Origin of the sequence: Haloferax sp. YSSS75, assembly GCF_046764215.1 — an archaeon.
Taxonomy (GTDB): Archaea; Halobacteriota; Halobacteria; order Halobacteriales; family Haloferacaceae; genus Haloferax.
Genome location: NZ_CP177206.1, coordinates 1,242,372 through 1,260,027, shown reverse-complemented (window position 1 = coordinate 1,260,027; position 17,656 = coordinate 1,242,372). Strand labels below are relative to the sequence as shown.

Below are 17,656 nucleotides of genomic sequence, written 5' to 3'. Positions count from 1 at the left end.
AGTCGGCGTCGAACGGTTTCGGGATGGTTACGTCCGGGGGAGTGTCACGACGAACGTCGCTCCGGTCGGTTCGTTGTCTTCGATACGAACCTCGCCGTCGTAACCGTCGACGATTTCGCGGACGAGAAAGAGGCCGAATCCGTTCCCCGGGTCCGAGAGGTCCTCGATTCCCTTTTCGAGGAGTGGCCGCTTCTGTTCGTCCGGGATTCCCGGGCCGTCGTCCGACACGCGGAGTTCGACCACGTCGTCACCCGCCGCGACGTCGACGTGGACGCTCGGTGTGGGATTGTCGTTGTGCTGGACCGCGTTCTTCAGGAGTTGTTCGACGACTTCGTCCAACAACTCGTCTGCGAGCACCGACAGCTCCGGGATGGGGCCGACGGTGATATCCACGTCCGTCTCCGCGCCGTCGACTGCGTCGAGGCCGGTGTCGATTGCGTCCGCGAGGGGCCGCGAGTGGAGTTCGTGGCTATCGCGTTCGACGATGACTCTCATGAACGTCCGCATCGTCCCGACGAGGTCCGTCATCTCGTCCACCCGGTTTCGGACCGTCTCGAGATGCGACTTGCCGTCCGGTTCGACGTACTCCGCGACGATATCGGCGCGCGCGCCGACGACGTTGAGGCCGTTCAAGAGATTGTGTCTGATGATGCGGTTGACGAACTCCAGTCGCTCGCGCTCTCGGCGGAGTTGGCGTTCGCGTTCGTTGCGTTCGGTGACATCGTGGCCTTCGGGGACGACCAGGACGACATCGCCACCGTCGAAGACGGGTGTGAGCGTGAAGTCGATGACCGCAGTCTGCCGGTCTGGCCCGCCGTCGACTTCGACTTCGTACCGGACGAACTCACCGTCTGCCGCACGGGAGACTGCCGCTTTCAGGTCGGCAACCCGTTCTTCGTCGCCGTTCCACCACGGTGTCTCCCACGCCGGGCGTCCGACGACGGCGTCCCGGTCCGTCCCGGCGAACTCGAGCGCCGCATCGTTCACCCGGAGCACCGTCCCGTCCGGGTCGAGAAGCCCCATGTACTGGAACGTGCTGTTGAACACAGCGTCGAGGTGTCGCTCTCGGCGCTTCCGGTCGGTCATGTCGCGGGTCACCTTCGCGAACCCGACGACGTCGCCGTCGTCGTCGGTCAACGCGGTGATGACGACGGACGCCCAGAACTCGGAGCCATCGGCGCGGACGCGCCACCCCTCGTCTTCGACCCGGCCGTCGCGCCGGGCCGCTTCGAGGAGTTGCCCCGGCAACCCGCGCTTTCGGTCCTCGTCGGTGTAGAACGTCTGTACGTGTTCGCCGAGAATCTCACCGGTCGTGTAGCCCTTGATGGCTTCGGCCCCACGGTTCCAACTTGCGACGTGGCCGTCCGAATCGAGACGGAAGATGGCGTACTCTTCGATATCTTCGACGATGCGGGAGAACGCGGCGTCTCGTCGCTCCAGTTCGCGTTCGCGTTCGCGCCTGACGTGGGAGTCGATACCGTGGGCGACGGTGTGTCCGAGGTTCTGGAGGGGTTCGACCAACGCTGACCTGAACGCACCGTCGTGGTCGGCGTACATCGTGAGGACGCCGTATCGTCGGTCACCGAAGTCGAGCGGAACAGACGCCGCAGAGTGGTATCCGCGTTCGAGTGCCGCATCTCGGGACGGCCCGAAGTCGGCGTCGCTGGCGATGCTGTGACTCGTTTGTACCGAGTCCGACCGGAGGGCACGCCCGACGAGTCCGTCCGCACCCGGATGCGACCCCGCTACCGAGACGTCGAGTTCGTCGAGGTAGCCGTCTTCGGCACCAGCCCAGGCAGTCGCCCGAACGTCGTCCGTCGCCTCGTCGACGCTCCCGACCCAGACGAACCGCAACGTGTCCGTCTGGGCGAGGCGGTCACAGACGTGTTGCTCGACGTCCGCGCGCTGCGTCGCGTCGACGATGATTTCGCTCACGTCGGCGATGACTTCGTTGAACGTCGCGAGGATTTCGAGGCGTTCTTCGAGTGCTCGCTCGGTGGTCGACGAGTCGTCGGACGACTGCTGTGCGTCACCGGTCATTCGAGATATCCCCCCGACCGGTGCGCCGCCGTTGGTGCATATGCATCCGAGTCGTGCCCCCACCGACTTGGGCGTTTCCCGCCCCCCGAGGCCGTCCCTAACTGAATAGGGCCGTGAATTAGTACCGACGCACTCCTTTCAGTAGATGGCCACAGTGACCTACCCGGTCACTCGTCGTGCCCGCACGTTCCCCACATAGCGGAAACCGAACCCGACCCCCCCTCTCTCCGCTCGGTGGAACGTGTCCCTGCCCAAACCCAACTCCCTTTCGACGAAATTGACCGACGAGCTACTGCCGTCGGAGACGGTCTAACGTACATAGTTTCGTTCATGTCTCAACAGCTTACATTCATTTCTAGTTGAAGCAGATACAAGACCGAATACATGACTTACCGCTCATTTTACGGCGGATAAACACATATGTGCAATATATGAGAAAGAACGAGCTCATTCACCTGCACACACTCCTCGTCGAGATTGCAGCTAACTTCCTCGACGAGGGCATCGCGACACGTGAAGACATCGAACCGTACCACCGGCTCGAAATCGGCCCGATGGCGCTCCGGTCGTGTCGTGACGACCACGAATTGGCAGTGAGAACACTCTCGACGGCGCTCGCAGTCAGTGCCGCACGTGACCTTGGCCGGGAGACGAGCACGATTCCGGGCCAACATCTCCTCGGGCCCCCCGGCGAGATTGGCCACACTGAATCCGACCGACGTCTCCGTTCTCACTAACATCTCCCCTCACTGGCCGCGCGAATCGTGAGCGGTGCCACCGGGTGACGAGAGGACATAAGACGTACCAGCGAGACGCCCCGGTATGCGACTCGAAGATTACTGGGGGGTCGGCCCGAAGACGTCGGCCCGACTGGAATCGGCACTCGGCAGGGAGGGCGCGGTTGCCGCCATCGAGTCGGCCGACGTTCGGGCACTCGTCGCCGCTGGCGTCACTCGGGGGCGTGCAGTACGCATTCTCCGCCGCGCCGACGGCAACAGCGGTATCGACACGCTCGCGACCCGCGACGCGCGCGACGTGTACGACGACCTGTTGACGCTCGCCAGCGACTGCGCCCTGACGGAACACGCCGCCGACCGAATTCGTGTGTTGACACCGTTGCCGACGGTGGACGCGCGACGCGAACGCCTCGACAGGGTCCTCGACGCCAGCGACGCGTGGGCCGGACTCTCCGACGACGCGCGCGACGCAGTCGTCGCCGCCTTCGATGCTTACGACGAGGCGGGCGAGACGGAACGTGCCGCCGTGAGTGCCGCCCTCGAACTCCGTGATGCGGGACTGCGCGGTGAGACGTTCGAGGCGCTGGACGACGCCGACCCAGACGCCCTCCGCGACGCACTCGGTGCACTCGGTTACGTCGACGCCGACGGGTCGGTCGAACCCGGTGCCGACGAGAAACTCGACCGGATGCGCACGCGTCTGGAGACGGTCCAGGAACTCGAATCGAACGCCTTCGACGTCCTCGAAACGATTCAGGAACGCGGCGTCAGGTCGCTCGACGACTTCCGCGCCGCGTTCGTCGAGTACGTCGCCCACGAGACGGACCTCGCACGAGGCGAAGTCGAAGCTGCCGCGGCGGACGACGCCCGCGACGCGACGGACTTCGTGAGCACGTCGCTTCGAGCGCTCGTCTCCGACATCGAAGCAGACGTCGAAGAACGCGAGGAGTCCGTCGCCGAAGAACTCCGTGACCGAATCTGGGCCGCCCGCGACGACGTCGACATCGCCGTCGAGGCTGTGGACGAAGTCGCGTTGTCGCTGTCGCTCGCTCAGTTCGCCGTCGAATACGACCTCACGAAACCAATCGTCGCAGAGACGGGGCTTTCGGTCTGTGGAGCGCGGAACCTCTTTCTCGACGACCCGCAACCCGTCTCGTACGCCGTCGGCGAGCACGACCTGACGTGTTCGTCCGGCCCGGTTCCGCCCTCCGGTGACCGGGTTTCGGTCCTGACCGGAGCGAACAGCGGGGGGAAGACGACGCTGTTGGAGACGCTCTCGCAGGTGGCTATCCTCGCGTCGATGGGCCTCCCAGTGCCCGCGGAGTCGGCAGTTGTCGGCCACTTCGACTCGCTCGTCTTCCACCGCCGCCACGCGAGTTTCAACGCGGGGGTTCTCGAATCGACGCTCAAGTCTATCGTCCCACCACTCTCCGACGAGGGGCGGACGCTCATGCTCGTCGACGAGTTCGAGGCCATCACGGAACCCGGACGCGCGGCGGACCTGCTCAACGGACTCGTGAACCTCACCGTCGAACGCGACGCCTTCGGCGTCTACGTCACGCACCTCGCCGACGAACTGAGTCCCCTCCCGCCCGAAGCGCGTATCGACGGCATCTTCGCGGAGGGGTTGACCGACGAGTTAGACCTGCGCGTCGATTACCAACCGCGGTTCGGAACCGTCGGGAAGTCGACGCCGGAGTTCATCGTCTCTCGGTTGGTGGCGAACGCACGCGACAGAGCAGAGCGTGCAGGATTCGAGGCGCTGGCGGCGGCAGTCGGTGAAGAAGCGGTTCAAAAGACACTCTCCGACGCCGAGTTCGTCGGGTGAGCGAGCACGGGAAAGAGTCTGTGGTGACCGGCGACGGGCCGATTATCGCATCTCGTCGAGCGAGATGAACGCCTCGACGTCGGCGGTCAACCACGCCTCCATCTGGTCACAGCAACTGTCGCGCCGCGGGTAGACGGTGATTTGGTCGGAACTTCCTCGGTAGGTTACGACGACGCTATGAAGCAGACACTCACCAGTCGAATCCGAACCGGGGCGGTCAACAGACCCTGCAACCGAATCCTGAGACGCGGGCACTTCGGACATTCGCCGTCACGTATACAGAGGAGACGGTGGTTACATAACCTTCACTAACTGTGGTACTCGGTAACACAGAATCGGTCGGGCGGGCGCGAGCGGTGTGCGTCCCGTGGTTCCAGTGGGCGACATCTGCCGGCGGAGACGGGTTGAAGTGTGCTGCCACGCCATCTGCGTGTCGATGGTTGACCCGACGTCTGATTTAGAAGAGAACGTAGACCCCGACGACGCGCCACGCTGTGCGACGTGTGGCGACCCCATCGTCAACGTGCCAACCCACCGCGTCGTCACGTGGGTGGACGACGAGGGACGCGTGCAGTACCGACACTTCTGTGACGACGACTGCCGCGACGACTGGGACGACGAGCGATAGGGTCGTCCGTCTTCACTCCACGGACGACCAGAACTGGTCTAATCCGAACCCGAGCATGTCGGGACTGACCGGGCGGAACTCCTCGCGTTCCTGTTCGGGGAGATAGTCGCGGACGCCGTTCCACGAGTCGCGTGCGTAGCGCGCGTCGACGAAGACGCGAACCCCGACTTCGTCGGTGCCGCGGATGACGCGCCCGATGGCCTGTCGGGCTTTTCTGACCGCCGGCACGGTCAGTGCCGTCTCGAATCCATTCCCGAACTCCTCGTCGTAGGCCGTCTTGACGGCGCGCGTCCGCGGTGACGACGTGTTGATGAGCGGGACGCCACAGACGACGGCGGCCGAGAGTTTGTCGCCGCTGTAATCGACCCCCTCGGTGAGCGTGCCACGCAGACTCGTGACGAGGACTTTCCCCGTCCCGCCGAAGAAGTCGCGTTTCAGGTCTTCTGTCGCACCATCGCCCGACGACTCGTCGAGGAGGACCGGTTTGTCCACTCGGTCTTCGAGTGCGCCCGCCATCCACTCCGCTTCGGCGTAGTTGGGCATCCCGACGAGGACGTTGCCGGGCGAGCGAGTGCACACTTCGGCGGCGGCGTCGGTGTAGGCGAGGCGCGTCTCGTTCTCCTCGCCCGGTGGCCCGCGGTTACTGTGGGTGAACTTCGGGACGTCGACGGCGAAACTCGCGCGGTTCGACGCGGGAAAGCCGAGGCCGAAGGTTCGCTCGGCGACCGGTCGCCCCTCGTCGGCGAGGGTGTCGAGACCCGTGACGCGTCGGAACACGTCGATTGGTTCGAGCGTCGCACTCATCAGGACGCCACCGCCGAAGTCGCCGAGACGCTCGGCGATTGCTTCGCCCGGGACGCAGTTGTGGACCGAGAGTCGGGCGTTGTACGCACGCCGCCACGACTCGGGCGGTTCCATCTCGTCCCACGTGCGTTCGAGGTCGATTTCGCGGAAGTACTTCTCGTGGTCGGCGTAGGCCCACGTCGCGAGGGCGCGCCCCGCCGCGGGTGCCGCCCGGCGTTTGTCGTCCTCTTCGACCGAATCGAGGATGCGCGCGACGGCCGACCCCGTCGCTTCGGCGCGAACCCACGTGCCCTCGTCGTAACCGTTCTCCTCGGCCCACTCGGTGAGTTCGTCGACGGTCGGTTCCTCCGGGTCGCGGAGCGGTATCTCCTCGTCCGCGAGTTCGGTCAGGTCCGCCCGCCACCCGACGTATTCGGTGTCGAGATACGCCGTCACTCGCCGGTCGAGTTCCTCGCGGAGGTCACGGACGAAGTCGCGCGTCTCCTTGAGTTCGCGGAGGGTCACGTCCGCCTCTTGTAACTCGCCGCGGACGAGTTCGGCGTCTTCGGTGGTCTTGCCGGCGTCGTCGAACTCGACGGGTTGGATGACGCGCGTGAACTCGCTTTCGGCGTCGCGAAGGGTCCGGTCGCCGACGCCGACGGAGACGAGGTCACGGACCCGCGGTTCGAGCATGTGCGCCTCGTCGCAGATGACGAACGTCGAATCGTCGACGAGTGCGCCGGTGAACGTGCCGACTGTCGTCGGGTCGAACGCGTGGTAGTAGTTGCCGACGACGACTTCGAGGTGGGGCAATAGCGCGCCCATCACGGAGTGCGGGCACGACCCTGCACCAGCGGAGAGCGAGACGAGGTCCTCGGGGGTGATGAGGCCCTCGTCGGAGAAGTCGAACGGGACGGCTTCGATGGGGTCACCGTCCTCGGGCAAGTCCGCGAGGAAGTTGGCGTAGAAGGGGCAGTACTCGACGTCTTCGTACTCGGGCATCGACTTCGGATAGGGCGTCGGTTCGTCCGCGGTTTCGAGGTACGACGGCCCCGTCGTGGTCGAACCGGTGTCGAGGAGGCCGGTCTGTTGCTCGCGGGCGTCTTTCGCCAGCGCTTCGGCACTCGTCCGGCCACCGTCGCCGACGAGGCCACGGGTTCGGTCACGAAGGCCTTCACAGCGGTCGTAGACGGTCGAATCGTCGATGCCGCCGCAGGTCTCTCTGCTGTACGGACAGACGTCGGCTTTGCCGACGAGCGTGAGCCCCGAGATAGGGTTCCACTCGTCGGGCAGGTTCTCGTTGATGGTGCGGAGGTCAGCCTCGAACTGTCGGAGTTGCTGCTTGACGCTCGTCAGCACGAAGACGCGTTCGTAGTCGGAGTCTGGGTCGCGGACGAGTTCGATGCCGGCGGTCAGCGCGAGCATCGTCTTGCCAGTCCCGCACGCGCCTTCGACGACGGCGAATCCGTCGTCGCGGGCGGTTGCTATCGCAGTCTCGATTCCGTCGGCCTGCTCCGGATACGCCTCCGGGTGGCCGAACACCTCCTGCCAGGTCACGCTCTGTGGTCCACTTGCGACGGCCATAGGGGTGTCGGTGAGTGGTCGCGTCTCGGTATTTGAACGTTCGCCGCAGAATCGAGTGCAGTGTCTGTCGAACCCTGGCCGCGCCTCATTCGAGGAACGACGAGATGGCGTCTGCGACGCCCTCTCTGTCGCGTTCGTCGCCGCCGACGCAGACGACGAGTGGGCCATCGGTGGGTGCGTACACCTTCATCTCGCGGCCCTTCTCTGAGTATCGCGTCCCGGCGACGCGGACCAAATCCGCGTCTGCGAGGTTCCCGAGGTGGTGCCGGGCGTTCTGAATCGACGTCTCGACTTCGTCTGCGAGTTCTGCCGCCGTCGCCGGTGCGTCGTGGAGAGACGAGAGGATATCCCGGGCGGTGTCGCAGGCGAGACACCCGATGAGTTGCTCCGTCTCGTCGTCTTCCAACCAGTGAACGCGGGGTGCGCTCTCGCCACCCGTATCGACGTTCCCTTCGGACGGAAGCAACCCTGACATGATACGGACAATCAGGCGAAGTAAGTAAACCGTTTCGACAGTCACACGGCGATTTCGTCGTCGCCCGGGAGGCCGGGAAGTCGCCCGACGACGTAGAGGACGGCGAGTCCAACCACGACGACGAGGAGACTGACCGCGAGCGTCCGAAAGACCATCTCGAATCCGTAGTTCGCTTCGGTCAGGAATCCGACGGCACCGCTCCCGTTGGCTTCCAACAGGAGGGCCGCCCCGCTGAAGACGGCGTAGGAACTCCCACGCGCGTCGTTCGGCAGCGACGACAGCATGAACGTGTCGAGTGCGGGGAACAGACTGTGGACGACGTACCCGAGGACGGCGACGACGACGGCGACGGCCACGAACCCCTGCGTGTACGTCAACGTGAACAACGCGCCCGTGAAGGCGAGGAGGAGCGCGAAGATGTACGGGACGTGCGGGAGTTTGTCCGCGAGTCGCCCCGACAGCGAGAACGCGGGGACGCCCGCCGCGAAGATAATCGTCAGCATCGTACTCGCCGCAGTCGGCGAGAATCCCTTCGCCTGTGTCATGTAGGAGACGAGGAAGTTGAACAGTCCTTGCCAGACGAACCCCGCAGGTGCGATGAGGAGGATTCCCGTGAGGATGAGTTTCCAGTGGCCGAGCGCGGCCGAAAAGTTCCGGTCGGTGCCAGTCCCCGTCTCCGTACTCCCGTCTCGGGAGACGGCGTAGAGGACGACGGTGACGACGGCGGCGGCGACGGCGAGCACCCAGAACGTCGCGCGCCACGAGAACGACGCGAGGATGACGACGACGACGGGGGCGGCGACGACGGCAGCGACCTGACTGGCCGCCCCGTGGATGCCGACCATGCGCCCGACGCGTTCGGGGAAGAGTTCGCCGACCAGCGGGACTGCAGAGACGAAGTACGCACCGGAGGCGAGTCCGAGGCCGAACGCCCCGACCTGAAGCGTCAGAATCGACGTCGCACTCGCGGTGAACCCTGCGGCGGCGACGAGCAACGTCCCTGCCCCGAGGACGACCCGGTCACGTGGAACGCGCGTGAGGAGATAGCCGACCGGAATTCGCGGGAGAGCAGTCCCCAACCAGACGAGACTCGTCACGACGCCGATGGTGGCCGGGCCGACACCGAACTGCATCTGGAGCGTCTCCACGAGCGGTGGAAACGCGACGCGGCCGAAGTTGACGAGGAAGACGAGTCCGCAGAGGGTTCCAAAGAGGCGGCGGGTCACTGACGCCTCTATTCACGGCCGGGAGTCAAACGTTGCGGAAGCGGTCGGGACGGCGGACGAATCGCTCACTTCGTGACCACATACGTTAACGCGGGGGCGGGCGAACCACCCCACATGATTACGAGTCGACGCATGGCCGCGGTGGACGAAAACGCCGAAGCCCTCGGCGTCCCGCGGAAGCAACTCATGGAGTCTTCCGGAAACGCCGTCGCTCGGGTCTGTCGTGAACTCGTGGACCCCGGTGCGTCCGTCGCTATCGTCGCCGGACGCGGGAACAACGGCGGCGACGCTCTCGTGGCCGCGCGGTTCCTGAACGCGTACGACGTGACAGTCTCCCTCCTGGGTCGCCCCGAGACCATCTCGACAGACATCGCCCGCGAGAACTGGGACGCACTCGTCGCGAGCGAGGCGAACGTGCGCACTGTCACCGACTCCTCGGAGTTCGAACTCGACGGCCCCGACGTCGTCCTCGACGCGATGCTCGGAACCGGTGTGACTGGCGCACTCCGCGAACCGGAGGCGACTGCCGCCCGCACAATCAACGACTCGGACGCGACGGTGCTCGCCGTCGACGTTCCGTCGGGCGTCGATGCGGACACCGGCGAGTCGGCAGGTGTCGCCGTCGATGCGGACCACGTCGTCACCTTCCACGACGACAAACCCGGCCTCGGTTCGCTCGGTGTGCCAGTCACGGTTGCCGACATCGGCATCCCGTCTGCCGCCGAGTTGTTCACCGGTCCCGGGGACTTGCTCGCGCTTCGGCGCGACCCACAGAGTCACAAAGGCGACCACGGCGACGTCCTCGTCGTCGGCGGCGGCCCGTACACCGGCGCACCCGCGTTGGCCGCACAGGCCGCCCTCCGCGCCGGTGCTGACCTCGCTCGCGTCGCCTGTCCCGACCACGTCGCCCGCGAGGTACAGGGCTACTCCGAGAACCTCATCGTCAGCGGGTTCGACGGCGACCACCTCGAACCCGCCCACGTCCCCGACCTGCTCGAACTCGCCGCCGACAGGGACGTCGTCGTCTTCGGTCCGGGTCTGGGCGATGCCGAGGAGTCGCTGGACGCAGTCCGCGAGTTCCTCGCCGCCTACGACGGAACTGCCGTCGTCGATGCCGACGCCCTACAAGTCGTCCCCGACGTCGACACCGAGGCGACGCTGATTTGTACGCCGCACCAAGGAGAGTTACTGAAGATGGGCGGGCAGACGGACGCCGACTGGGAGACCCGACGCGAACTCGTCCGCGAGTTCGCCGCCGAACTCGGACACACGCTCCTCGTGAAAGGTGCCTACGACGTGATTTCGGACGGCGACGAGGTTCGCGTCAACCGCACCGGCAACCCCGGCATGACCGTCGGCGGCACCGGCGACGTGCTCGCGGGGGCAACCGGAGCGCTGGCGAGCGTCCTCCCACCGCTCGATGCGGCGGCAGTCGCCGCCTACGCGAACGGCCGGGCGGGAGACGCCGCCGCCGACGAGTTCGACGGCGGACTCGTCGCCACGGACCTGCTCGACCGACTACCTGCAGGCCTTCGGAGCGAACACCATGACTGACGACACACCACGAGACGAGACGAACGGTGGCGACGAACGCGAACTGACACACGTCGACGAGAGCGGAAACGTCCAGATGGTGGACGTGGGCGCGAAACCCGACACTCGGCGTCGCGCCGTCGCGCGTGGAACCATCCACCTCAGCGAATCCACTATCCGCGCCATTCGCGACGACCAAATCGGGAAGGGCGACGTGTTGGCCACCGCGCGAATCGGCGCGGTTCAGGCGGTCAAACACACGTGGGAGACGATTCCGATGTGCCACCAGATTCCCATCACGAACGTCGACACCGAGTTCGACGTCGCCGACGACGCCGTCACGCTCACCGTCACTGTCGGAACGACCGGAAAGACCGGGTGCGAGATGGAAGCGTTAGAGGGCGTGACGACTGGTCTCAACGTCGTCTGGGATATGGTGAAGGCCGCCGAGAAAGACGACGACGGGCAGTATCCGGGGACGAAGATTACGGACGTCGAAGTGGTGACGAAGGAGAAAGAGACGGTGGAATAAGGCGCTCAGGAGGAGTCGGCGGTCACCGACAGGTTCGCCGCCTTCGCCCGGGCTTTCTCGACGATTTCGGGGCGGGCCTCGAACTCGACGTGGACCTGTTCGCCCTCGTACTCCTCGGTTTCGACGTGGGCGTGGTCGTAGAGCCACGAGACGAGACTCATCGTGCCGTCGCTCATCGGGAGCAAGAGTCGCTCGTGCTCCCACGCCGGCAGTTCCGCTTCGACGCGCGCGGTCAACTCGGCGATGTTCTCACCGGTGAGTCCCGACACCGCGACGGGGTTCGGCGCGAGTGCCGAGAGCGCGGCGCGTTTCTCTTCGAGTTCCTCGTCGTCTACCTTGTCCACCTTGTTGAACACGGTGACGATGGGGGCCTCGTTGCGTTCGTAGAGGGTGTCGTGACTCGTGATGAGTTTCTCGCGCATCTCCTCGATTGGTTCGGAGGCGTCGACGACGAGGAGCACGAGGTCAGCACGATAGACGGAGTCGAGCGTGGACTTGAACGACTCGACCAGCCAGTGTGGAAGGTCGGAGATGAACCCGACGGTGTCGGTGAGCAACACGTCGTGTTTGCCCGTCTCGGCCCGCCTGGTGGTCGTTCCGAGCGTCGTGAACAGTTTGTCCTGAGACTCGGCGGTCGGGTCGAGGTCAGGGTGTAAGTCGTCGTTCTGGCCGACTTCGAGGTCCGCCGCGAGTCGCTGCATGAGCGTGGACTTCCCGGCGTTCGTGTAACCTGCGAGTGCCACGAGGTCGAACCCGGATTCACGGCGCTGTTCGCGTCGCGTCTCTTCTTTGTCGGCGATGGAGTCGAGTTCGTTCTTGATTCGCGAAATCTGTGCTTTGATGTCGCGTTCGCGGCTCTCGTCGTACTCGCCGAGCCCCATGAAGCCGGGTCGTTCGTCGCGTTTCGCCAGCGACGCTTTCGCCTCGGCACGGGGGAGTTCGTAACGTAACTCCGCGAGTTCGACCTGTAGCTGCGCTTTGCGGGTGTTGGCCCGCTGCCCGAATATCTCGAGGATGAGCGTGAAGCGGTCGATGACTTCGACGTTGGACGGGAGCTTCTGGGCGATGTTGTAGGTCTGGTACGGCCCCAGTCGGTTGTCCACGATGACGGCCTGTGCGTCTTCGCGGGCGACGAGCGCCGCTAATTCGTCTACCTTCCCTTCGCCGAAGTGGTAGGCTGCGTCCTCTTCGCGAGTCTGCGAGAGGTTCCCGACGACTTCGTATCCCGCCGCGCGAGCGAGGTCCGTTATCTCGGTGAGTTCGGCGTCTCCACGGTCGACGCGCTTCGCGACGACGACGCGAGTCATCGCCCTCCCTCGATTGTGGTGTACGTTGCCTGCACTGTGTCACTTGGTACTACCCGCCCGAGGCACTTAAGCCCCGCTCGGTGATGCTCACGCCACGAGATGGTCTCTCGTCACCTCCACACACATGCCAAGCTCTTACACGCCGGTTGCCCTTGTAGGTTGCCCGAGGGCCAGCGAGACGTCTCGCGTTCGGTGACTGTCCCCCACAAATGACTTATACGAACGCGAAGGATGTTCGCCGTATGGACCCCTTGCAACTCAGCGTCGACCCACAACAATTGGGCCTCGAATTCGGCAGCGGGGCCGTCATCGGCGGCATCATCGGATTCGCCGCCAAGAAGGTGGCGAAGCTCATCGCCGTCATCGTCGGCCTCGAACTGGCCGTCTTCAAGTTCCTCGAATCACGCGGCATCCTCTCCGTCGATTGGGAGCGACTCACCGGTGGCCTCGTCAAAGCAACCGAGAACGCCGCGACGGGTGCACCGCCGGACTGGATTTCGTCGATTCTCTCGACGCTCTCTATCTCTGCTGGCTTCTCCGGTGGCTTCCTCGTCGGATTCAAGAAGGGGTAACCGAGGCGCTTCGCCGACGGGACGATTCGTTCGAAAAGTGACGGTTCGCGGTTTCTAGAGGTCGTCTTCGTCTTTGACGATTCGGGTCTCCGCCGTTCCGCTCGTGATGTTGTTCACCTTGTCGTAGAAGTCGTTTTGCATCCCTGCAGGGAACGTGATGACGCCGACCCACGACCCGTCGTTTTGCCACTCCTCGCGTTCGAGTTCGCCGTAACTCCGAATCTGTGCCTGTCCGCTGCCGGCGTACTCGGCCGGTAACTGGACGGCGACGGTGACTTCGGCGAACTTGATTGGTAACACCGGGCGAAGCGCTTCGAGTGCGTCGTCGACCTGCGACTCGACGGGTTCCATCGGGTCGATTTTGAACCCGGCCTCTTCGAGTGCGCGTTCGATTCGCTCCGGCGGGTGCGGCGAGTCGTTCATCTGTGGGTTGACCGCGTTGCGTGCGATGCGGTTGATGAGCGACTTGCGCTTCTGTTCTTGCATCTCACGGCGCTGTTCTGCCGTAATCTGAATCTCTCCTTTCTTGACGACTTCCGGGATAATCTGCATCGGGTCCGTCGTGCCGAACACCTTTTCGAGGTCGGTTTCCGCGGGACGGTCACCGCGTGAGGCGTCTTCGAACACGTCTTCGGCGGCGATGACGTCTTCGAGGTCACCCTCGAACTCGTCTCGTTTGATAGCCAGCGCCGCGTCGGGGTCGATGAGTACTTCGAACCGTGCGCCGTGAGATTCGAGACGGGCAGTGACTGCTTCGTCGAGTGAAATCATAGGTTCCGATACTCTCTCCTTGGTAAAAAGCCCTCGCCGCCCGGCATCTCGCCCCGTCGTCTGTCGAAATCGGTCGGTTCACACACCGAAGAAACCGTTATGCTGGCCGAACCCCCACGACTCAGTATGAGCTCGCAAGCATCGGAGAAGTCACTCGAAGAACGCCTCGAGTTGTTCATGCGTCGGAACTTCCCGCAGATTCAGATGCACGGCGGGAGCGCCGGCATCGAGGCAATCGACAAAGAGACGGGCGAAGTCTGGATTTCGCTCACCGGCGCGTGTTCGGGGTGCGGCATCTCTCCGATGACGATTCAGGCGCTCAAGTCCCGGATGGTCATGGAGTTCGACGAAATCGACGCCGTTCACGCGACGACTGGTGGCTTCTACGACGACGAACCGGGCGCTGGATTCGAACCCGACGTCTCCGACGCGCCGTTCTGAACCTCGCTCACTCCCGTTCTCGATTCTCCGCTGTTCGAATTTTTCCTGTCCTGTCCTGTCCTGATGGGGCGCTGACTATCGACTCGCGAGAGACAGGCCGCTAGTCGCTCGAATTACGTTCGAGATACCACCCGATTCCGCCGCCAATCAAGGCACCGAGGACACCACCGAACGGACCACCGAGCAGCAGACCAAATATGATTCCGAGCGCCGCCCCGACGCCGGCGTATCCGCCTTCAAAATCGACCATTACGAGAGATAATTTACGAACCTGAATGAGTCATACTGCCATTGCTTCGTCAGCCCAGACAGCGAAGTGTCTCACTCTGTCAGTCGAGAATCGACATTTCACTTCAGAGGGACGATTCTCCCATCCACGAGACGCGACGTAGCGCACCGCTCACGGGGTTACTGACGCCAAAAACCGAAGTGGAAGATTACGCGAGTTGTTCGATGACGTCGACGAGGTCCTCTTTGCTCTGGACGCCGACGACCTGGTGCGCTTTCTCGCCACCCGCGAAGAACTGCAGCGTCGGGACGCTCCGAATCTGCTTTTCGCGTGCCAGGTCCTGCAGTTCGTCGATGTCGACTTTCGCCACGACGGCGTTCGTCTCCTCGGCAATCTCTTCGACGGTGGGTTCGAGCATCTTACACGGCCCACACCACTCCGCGTGGTAGTCGACGAGGACGATGTCGTTGTCTGCGATGAGTTCGTCGAGGTGGTCGGCGCTCTCGACGTGAATCGGCGCGTTCTTCGCTTCGGGTGTGCTCATGTCACCTTCTATCGGCGCGATGGCCTTACCCATTGCGCCCGTTTGCGAGGAGTTGCACGACCGCGAAAACGCGGAGAGGGTGCTCGAAACCCCGGTTTCAACACTCGTACGTCAGGAGGACGCCGTCGTCGACGCGCTCGACGCTCTGCAACGAGAGTCGAGGGAAGTTCTCGACGAATCCTTCGCCATCGGCGAGCGTCGGCGCGTCCCGGCCACCGATGACCAGCGACCCGACGTAGAGGGTCAGTTCGTCCACGAGGTCCGCGTCGAACAGCGAGAAGATGACTTCGCCGCCGCCTTCGACCATCACCCGGTCGACGCCGCGGGATTCGAGGGCGTCGAAGGCCGCCGGAAAGGAGACGCGTTCCTCGCCGGCAATTACGACAACTGCACCTGCTTCTTCGAGCGCGTCCCGCCGGTCTGTCGGTGCGTCCTCGGAGACGAGGACATACGTCGTCGCTTCGTCGTCGAGGATGCGGGCGTCGAGTGGCGTGCGAGCGCGGGAGTCGGCCACGACGCGTGCCGGATGTGGGGCGTCTCCTCGTGACTCGCGGTCGTCGGCGAGTTCGGCGTCGTCGAGCGTCAGGTGCGGGTCGTCGGCGAGAACGGTCCCGACGCCGACGAGCACGGCGTCCGCGGCGGCGCGAATCTCGTCCACGCGAGCGAAGTCGTCGTCGCCGCTAATCTTCACCTGCTCGCGGCGGCGCGACGAGAGTTTTCCGTCGACACTCGTGGCGGCGTTTACGTGGACGTGCATAGTCGTCGGTCGACCGGGGTGTGAAAACGCCTTTCGGTGCCGAGTCGGCCCGAAGACTATCGGACAGGAATTAAATAGGGTTGTGTGGTACGTTGTGGCATCAATGACTCCAAAAGTCCTCATGCTGGGCTGGGGGTTCCCGCCGAACGTCAGTGGTGGACTCGACACACACGTCGGTGAGATGTTCGAGCGGTTAGAAGACCGCGACGACGTCGAAATCGAACTCGTCCTCCCCGCCGAGTACGCCCCCGACCGTGAGGGCATCACCGGTGTGCCGACTGGCGAAGGGGATATCATCACCCGAATCGGTCGACTGGGAACGAAGTTCGCCGAACGGGCCGCGGACGCCGACATTGTCCACACCCACGACTGGTTCGGGTACGGCCCCGGGTCGCGCGCCAAGTCGAACAACGAAGACGTCGAGTGGGTGACGACGTTCCACTCGCTGTCCTCGGACCGCAACATCGACCCACCCCAACGCGAAGTCGAGACCGAACGCCGCATCGCAGAGCGCTGTGATAACCTGCTCGCGGTGAGCGAACTCCTCGCCGGAAAGGTCAAACGAGAGTACGGCGGCGACTGCCACGTCATCTACAACGGCTTTTCCGAAGTCGAGACGACGGGCCGTGACATCAAAGACGAACTCGGTATCGACGGGAAGATGCTCTTCTTCGTCGGCCGACACACCGACCAGAAAGGCATCTCCCACCTCGTCTACGCGCTGGACAAACTCGACCGAGACGACGTGACGCTGGTCATGGGTGGGTCGGGCCACCTCACGGAGCAACTCAAACGATTCGCAGAACTGCTCGGCGTCGAAGACCGAATCGAGTGGGCGGGCTACATCCCAGAAGAGGAACTCGGCGACTACTACGCGTCTGCGGACCTCTTCGTCTCGCCGTCGCTGTCGGAACCGTTCGGTATCACCATCGTCGAGGCGCTTTCGGTGGGAACGCGCGTCGTCGCCACCGAGAGTGGCGCGGCGGAAGTCCTCCCCGAAGACTGCGTCATCGAAGTCGAACCCGACTCGCGGTCGATTGCAGACGGTATCGAGTACGGCCTCTCACTCGACGGCGAACCCGAGTACGAACCGTACACGTGGGACCGCGTCGTCGACGAGACGGTCGAATACTACCACGAGATACTGGAGGGCGACGACACAGACGAAACGCCGGACGAAGCAGAAGCGTAAGTCGCGGTTAGCGGAGGAGGCGAAGGTCGGTCACGGGTTCCGGATGTCGAATCCGGTAGCCATCTCGCGTCGGCACCATCCCCTCGCGGGGCATCGTCCCGCGTGCAGACTGATACGGTGAGTCGTCTGTCTGGACCGACTGGTACGGCGAGTCGTACGACGACTGGTAGGGACTATCCGAGCGCTGGTACGGACTGTCGTCGGGCGTCGAGTCGAAATCCTCCGGAGGGAGGTAGATTCGTTCGCCCGACGCCGACCGGACGACCACTGCGGTGTCTTTGTCGCCCTCCATCAGGATGGTCGTCCCGCCGTTTTCGATGGTCACCGAAAAGGAGACGTCTTCGTCGGATTCGTGTGTGTCGTCGTTCGGCATACGCGTTCAACTGACACGCGAACACTTAGTGATTCGCCCACGGAATCCGGCCGCCGACCCCTCCCCGGGGTGGGTGCCAGCAACCCTTTTTATCCGAAGGGGCC

Annotated in this window: 19 protein-coding genes; 8 read left to right on the top strand and 11 right to left on the bottom strand. The window is 64.1% G+C overall.

What is annotated here, in order from left to right; genetic code table 11:
- Nucleotides 1–27 precede the first annotated feature (27 nt).
- Nucleotides 28–2,040, bottom strand: coding sequence for a PAS domain S-box protein (locus ACK3R5_RS06675; protein WP_411968456.1), 2,013 nt, complete (start codon nucleotides 2,038–2,040; stop codon nucleotides 28–30).
- A 431-nt stretch (nucleotides 2,041–2,471) separates the two neighbouring features.
- Between ACK3R5_RS06675 and ACK3R5_RS06670 the strand changes: the two genes are divergently transcribed.
- Nucleotides 2,472–2,777, top strand: coding sequence for a UPF0058 family protein (locus tag ACK3R5_RS06670; protein WP_411963278.1), 306 nt, complete (start codon nucleotides 2,472–2,474; stop codon nucleotides 2,775–2,777).
- An 85-nt stretch (nucleotides 2,778–2,862) separates the two neighbouring features.
- The gene (locus ACK3R5_RS06665; protein ID WP_411968455.1) at nucleotides 2,863–4,605 is read left to right on the top strand and encodes a DNA mismatch repair protein; all 1,743 of its coding nucleotides are present in this window, start codon (nucleotides 2,863–2,865) and stop codon (nucleotides 4,603–4,605) included.
- A gap of 42 nt (nucleotides 4,606–4,647) precedes the next feature.
- Here ACK3R5_RS06665 and ACK3R5_RS06660 read toward each other — a convergent pair whose 3' ends face one another.
- On the bottom strand, nucleotides 4,648–4,869 hold the full coding sequence (locus tag ACK3R5_RS06660; RefSeq protein ID WP_411963276.1) for a hypothetical protein: 222 nt from the start codon (nucleotides 4,867–4,869) through the stop codon (nucleotides 4,648–4,650).
- A 172-nt stretch (nucleotides 4,870–5,041) separates the two neighbouring features.
- Here ACK3R5_RS06660 and ACK3R5_RS06655 point away from each other — a divergent pair, with 172 nt between their 5' ends.
- Nucleotides 5,042–5,233 carry a hypothetical protein gene (locus ACK3R5_RS06655; protein ID WP_411963275.1) on the top strand — a complete coding sequence of 64 codons (192 nt, stop codon included), beginning with the start codon at nucleotides 5,042–5,044 and terminating at the stop codon, nucleotides 5,231–5,233.
- A gap of 12 nt (nucleotides 5,234–5,245) precedes the next feature.
- Here ACK3R5_RS06655 and ACK3R5_RS06650 read toward each other — a convergent pair whose 3' ends face one another.
- From ACK3R5_RS06650 to ACK3R5_RS06640, 3 genes are all read right to left on the bottom strand, one after another.
- Nucleotides 5,246–7,600 carry an ATP-dependent DNA helicase gene (locus ACK3R5_RS06650; RefSeq protein WP_411968454.1) on the bottom strand — a complete coding sequence of 785 codons (2,355 nt, stop codon included), beginning with the start codon at nucleotides 7,598–7,600 and terminating at the stop codon, nucleotides 5,246–5,248.
- Nucleotides 7,601–7,685: 85 nt separating this feature from the next.
- Entirely contained in the window at nucleotides 7,686–8,075 is a 390-nt protein-coding gene (locus tag ACK3R5_RS06645) for an ArsR/SmtB family transcription factor (RefSeq protein WP_411963273.1), read from the bottom strand.
- Between the two features lie 41 nt (nucleotides 8,076–8,116).
- On the bottom strand, nucleotides 8,117–9,301 hold the full coding sequence (locus ACK3R5_RS06640) for an MFS transporter (RefSeq protein ID WP_411968453.1): 1,185 nt from the start codon (nucleotides 9,299–9,301) through the stop codon (nucleotides 8,117–8,119).
- 114 nt (nucleotides 9,302–9,415) lie between these two features.
- Here ACK3R5_RS06640 and ACK3R5_RS06635 point away from each other — a divergent pair, with 114 nt between their 5' ends.
- Nucleotides 9,416–10,855, top strand: a complete 1,440-nt coding sequence (locus ACK3R5_RS06635; protein WP_411968643.1) for an NAD(P)H-hydrate dehydratase — start codon at nucleotides 9,416–9,418, stop codon at nucleotides 10,853–10,855.
- Entirely contained in the window at nucleotides 10,848–11,366 is a 519-nt protein-coding gene (moaC, locus tag ACK3R5_RS06630; protein ID WP_411963270.1) for a cyclic pyranopterin monophosphate synthase MoaC, read from the top strand. The genes ACK3R5_RS06635 and moaC overlap by 8 nt, the downstream gene beginning before the upstream one ends.
- A 5-nt stretch (nucleotides 11,367–11,371) precedes the next feature.
- Here the strand turns inward: moaC and hflX are convergent, their stop codons facing one another.
- Entirely contained in the window at nucleotides 11,372–12,673 is a 1,302-nt protein-coding gene (hflX, locus tag ACK3R5_RS06625; RefSeq protein ID WP_411968452.1) for a GTPase HflX, read from the bottom strand.
- 242 nt (nucleotides 12,674–12,915) lie between these two features.
- Between hflX and ACK3R5_RS06620 the strand changes: the two genes are divergently transcribed.
- On the top strand, nucleotides 12,916–13,245 hold the full coding sequence (locus ACK3R5_RS06620) for an FUN14 domain-containing protein (RefSeq protein ID WP_411963268.1): 330 nt from the start codon (nucleotides 12,916–12,918) through the stop codon (nucleotides 13,243–13,245).
- Between the two features lie 54 nt (nucleotides 13,246–13,299).
- Here ACK3R5_RS06620 and ACK3R5_RS06615 read toward each other — a convergent pair whose 3' ends face one another.
- Nucleotides 13,300–14,016, bottom strand: a complete 717-nt coding sequence (locus ACK3R5_RS06615) for a ribosome assembly factor SBDS (protein WP_411963267.1) — start codon at nucleotides 14,014–14,016, stop codon at nucleotides 13,300–13,302.
- A 126-nt stretch (nucleotides 14,017–14,142) separates the two neighbouring features.
- Here ACK3R5_RS06615 and ACK3R5_RS06610 point away from each other — a divergent pair, with 126 nt between their 5' ends.
- Nucleotides 14,143–14,457: a NifU family protein gene (locus tag ACK3R5_RS06610; RefSeq protein WP_411963266.1), complete on the top strand. Its 315-nt coding sequence runs from the start codon at nucleotides 14,143–14,145 to the stop codon at nucleotides 14,455–14,457.
- A gap of 100 nt (nucleotides 14,458–14,557) precedes the next feature.
- Here the strand turns inward: ACK3R5_RS06610 and ACK3R5_RS06605 are convergent, their stop codons facing one another.
- The 3 genes from ACK3R5_RS06605 to ACK3R5_RS06595 all read right to left on the bottom strand — a co-directional run bounded on the left by ACK3R5_RS06605 (nucleotide 14,558) and on the right by ACK3R5_RS06595 (nucleotide 15,987).
- On the bottom strand, nucleotides 14,558–14,707 hold the full coding sequence (locus ACK3R5_RS06605) for a hypothetical protein (RefSeq protein WP_411968451.1): 150 nt from the start codon (nucleotides 14,705–14,707) through the stop codon (nucleotides 14,558–14,560).
- A 187-nt stretch (nucleotides 14,708–14,894) separates the two neighbouring features.
- The gene (gene trxA, locus ACK3R5_RS06600) at nucleotides 14,895–15,230 is read right to left on the bottom strand and encodes a thioredoxin (RefSeq protein WP_411965797.1); all 336 of its coding nucleotides are present in this window, start codon (nucleotides 15,228–15,230) and stop codon (nucleotides 14,895–14,897) included.
- A gap of 97 nt (nucleotides 15,231–15,327) precedes the next feature.
- Entirely contained in the window at nucleotides 15,328–15,987 is a 660-nt protein-coding gene (locus ACK3R5_RS06595; protein WP_411968450.1) for a 2,5-diamino-6-(ribosylamino)-4(3H)-pyrimidinone 5'-phosphate reductase, read from the bottom strand.
- Between the two features lie 121 nt (nucleotides 15,988–16,108).
- Here ACK3R5_RS06595 and ACK3R5_RS06590 point away from each other — a divergent pair, with 121 nt between their 5' ends.
- Complete coding sequence (locus ACK3R5_RS06590) at nucleotides 16,109–17,179, top strand: glycosyltransferase family 4 protein (RefSeq protein WP_411965796.1); 1,071 nt, start codon at nucleotides 16,109–16,111, stop codon at nucleotides 17,177–17,179.
- A gap of 7 nt (nucleotides 17,180–17,186) precedes the next feature.
- On the opposite strand, the gene ACK3R5_RS06585 is transcribed toward ACK3R5_RS06590, so the two are convergent.
- Nucleotides 17,187–17,552, bottom strand: coding sequence for a hypothetical protein (locus ACK3R5_RS06585; RefSeq protein WP_411963263.1), 366 nt, complete (start codon nucleotides 17,550–17,552; stop codon nucleotides 17,187–17,189).
- Nucleotides 17,553–17,656: the final 104 nt, after the last annotated feature.

Bases quoted from the DNA above. Each gene is read 5' to 3' on its own strand.
- ACK3R5_RS06675 (WP_411968456.1), bottom strand. From the start codon at position 2,040: ATGACCGGTGACGCACAGCAGTCGTCCGACGACTCGTCGACCACCGAG.
- ACK3R5_RS06670 (WP_411963278.1), top strand. From the start codon at position 2,472: ATGAGAAAGAACGAGCTCATTCACCTGCACACACTCCTCGTCGAGATT.
- ACK3R5_RS06665 (WP_411968455.1), top strand. From the start codon at position 2,863: ATGCGACTCGAAGATTACTGGGGGGTCGGCCCGAAGACGTCGGCCCGA.
- ACK3R5_RS06660 (WP_411963276.1), bottom strand. From the start codon at position 4,869: ATGTCCGAAGTGCCCGCGTCTCAGGATTCGGTTGCAGGGTCTGTTGAC.
- ACK3R5_RS06655 (WP_411963275.1), top strand. From the start codon at position 5,042: ATGGTTGACCCGACGTCTGATTTAGAAGAGAACGTAGACCCCGACGAC.
- ACK3R5_RS06650 (WP_411968454.1), bottom strand. From the start codon at position 7,600: ATGGCCGTCGCAAGTGGACCACAGAGCGTGACCTGGCAGGAGGTGTTC.
- ACK3R5_RS06645 (WP_411963273.1), bottom strand. From the start codon at position 8,075: ATGTCAGGGTTGCTTCCGTCCGAAGGGAACGTCGATACGGGTGGCGAG.
- ACK3R5_RS06635 (WP_411968643.1), top strand. From the start codon at position 9,416: ATGATTACGAGTCGACGCATGGCCGCGGTGGACGAAAACGCCGAAGCC.
- moaC (WP_411963270.1), top strand. From the start codon at position 10,848: ATGACTGACGACACACCACGAGACGAGACGAACGGTGGCGACGAACGC.
- hflX (WP_411968452.1), bottom strand. From the start codon at position 12,673: ATGACTCGCGTCGTCGTCGCGAAGCGCGTCGACCGTGGAGACGCCGAA.
- ACK3R5_RS06620 (WP_411963268.1), top strand. From the start codon at position 12,916: ATGGACCCCTTGCAACTCAGCGTCGACCCACAACAATTGGGCCTCGAA.
- ACK3R5_RS06615 (WP_411963267.1), bottom strand. From the start codon at position 14,016: ATGATTTCACTCGACGAAGCAGTCACTGCCCGTCTCGAATCTCACGGC.
- ACK3R5_RS06610 (WP_411963266.1), top strand. From the start codon at position 14,143: ATGAGCTCGCAAGCATCGGAGAAGTCACTCGAAGAACGCCTCGAGTTG.
- ACK3R5_RS06605 (WP_411968451.1), bottom strand. From the start codon at position 14,707: ATGGTCGATTTTGAAGGCGGATACGCCGGCGTCGGGGCGGCGCTCGGA.
- trxA (WP_411965797.1), bottom strand. From the start codon at position 15,230: ATGAGCACACCCGAAGCGAAGAACGCGCCGATTCACGTCGAGAGCGCC.
- ACK3R5_RS06595 (WP_411968450.1), bottom strand. From the start codon at position 15,987: ATGCACGTCCACGTAAACGCCGCCACGAGTGTCGACGGAAAACTCTCG.
- ACK3R5_RS06590 (WP_411965796.1), top strand. From the start codon at position 16,109: ATGCTGGGCTGGGGGTTCCCGCCGAACGTCAGTGGTGGACTCGACACA.
- ACK3R5_RS06585 (WP_411963263.1), bottom strand. From the start codon at position 17,552: ATGCCGAACGACGACACACACGAATCCGACGAAGACGTCTCCTTTTCG.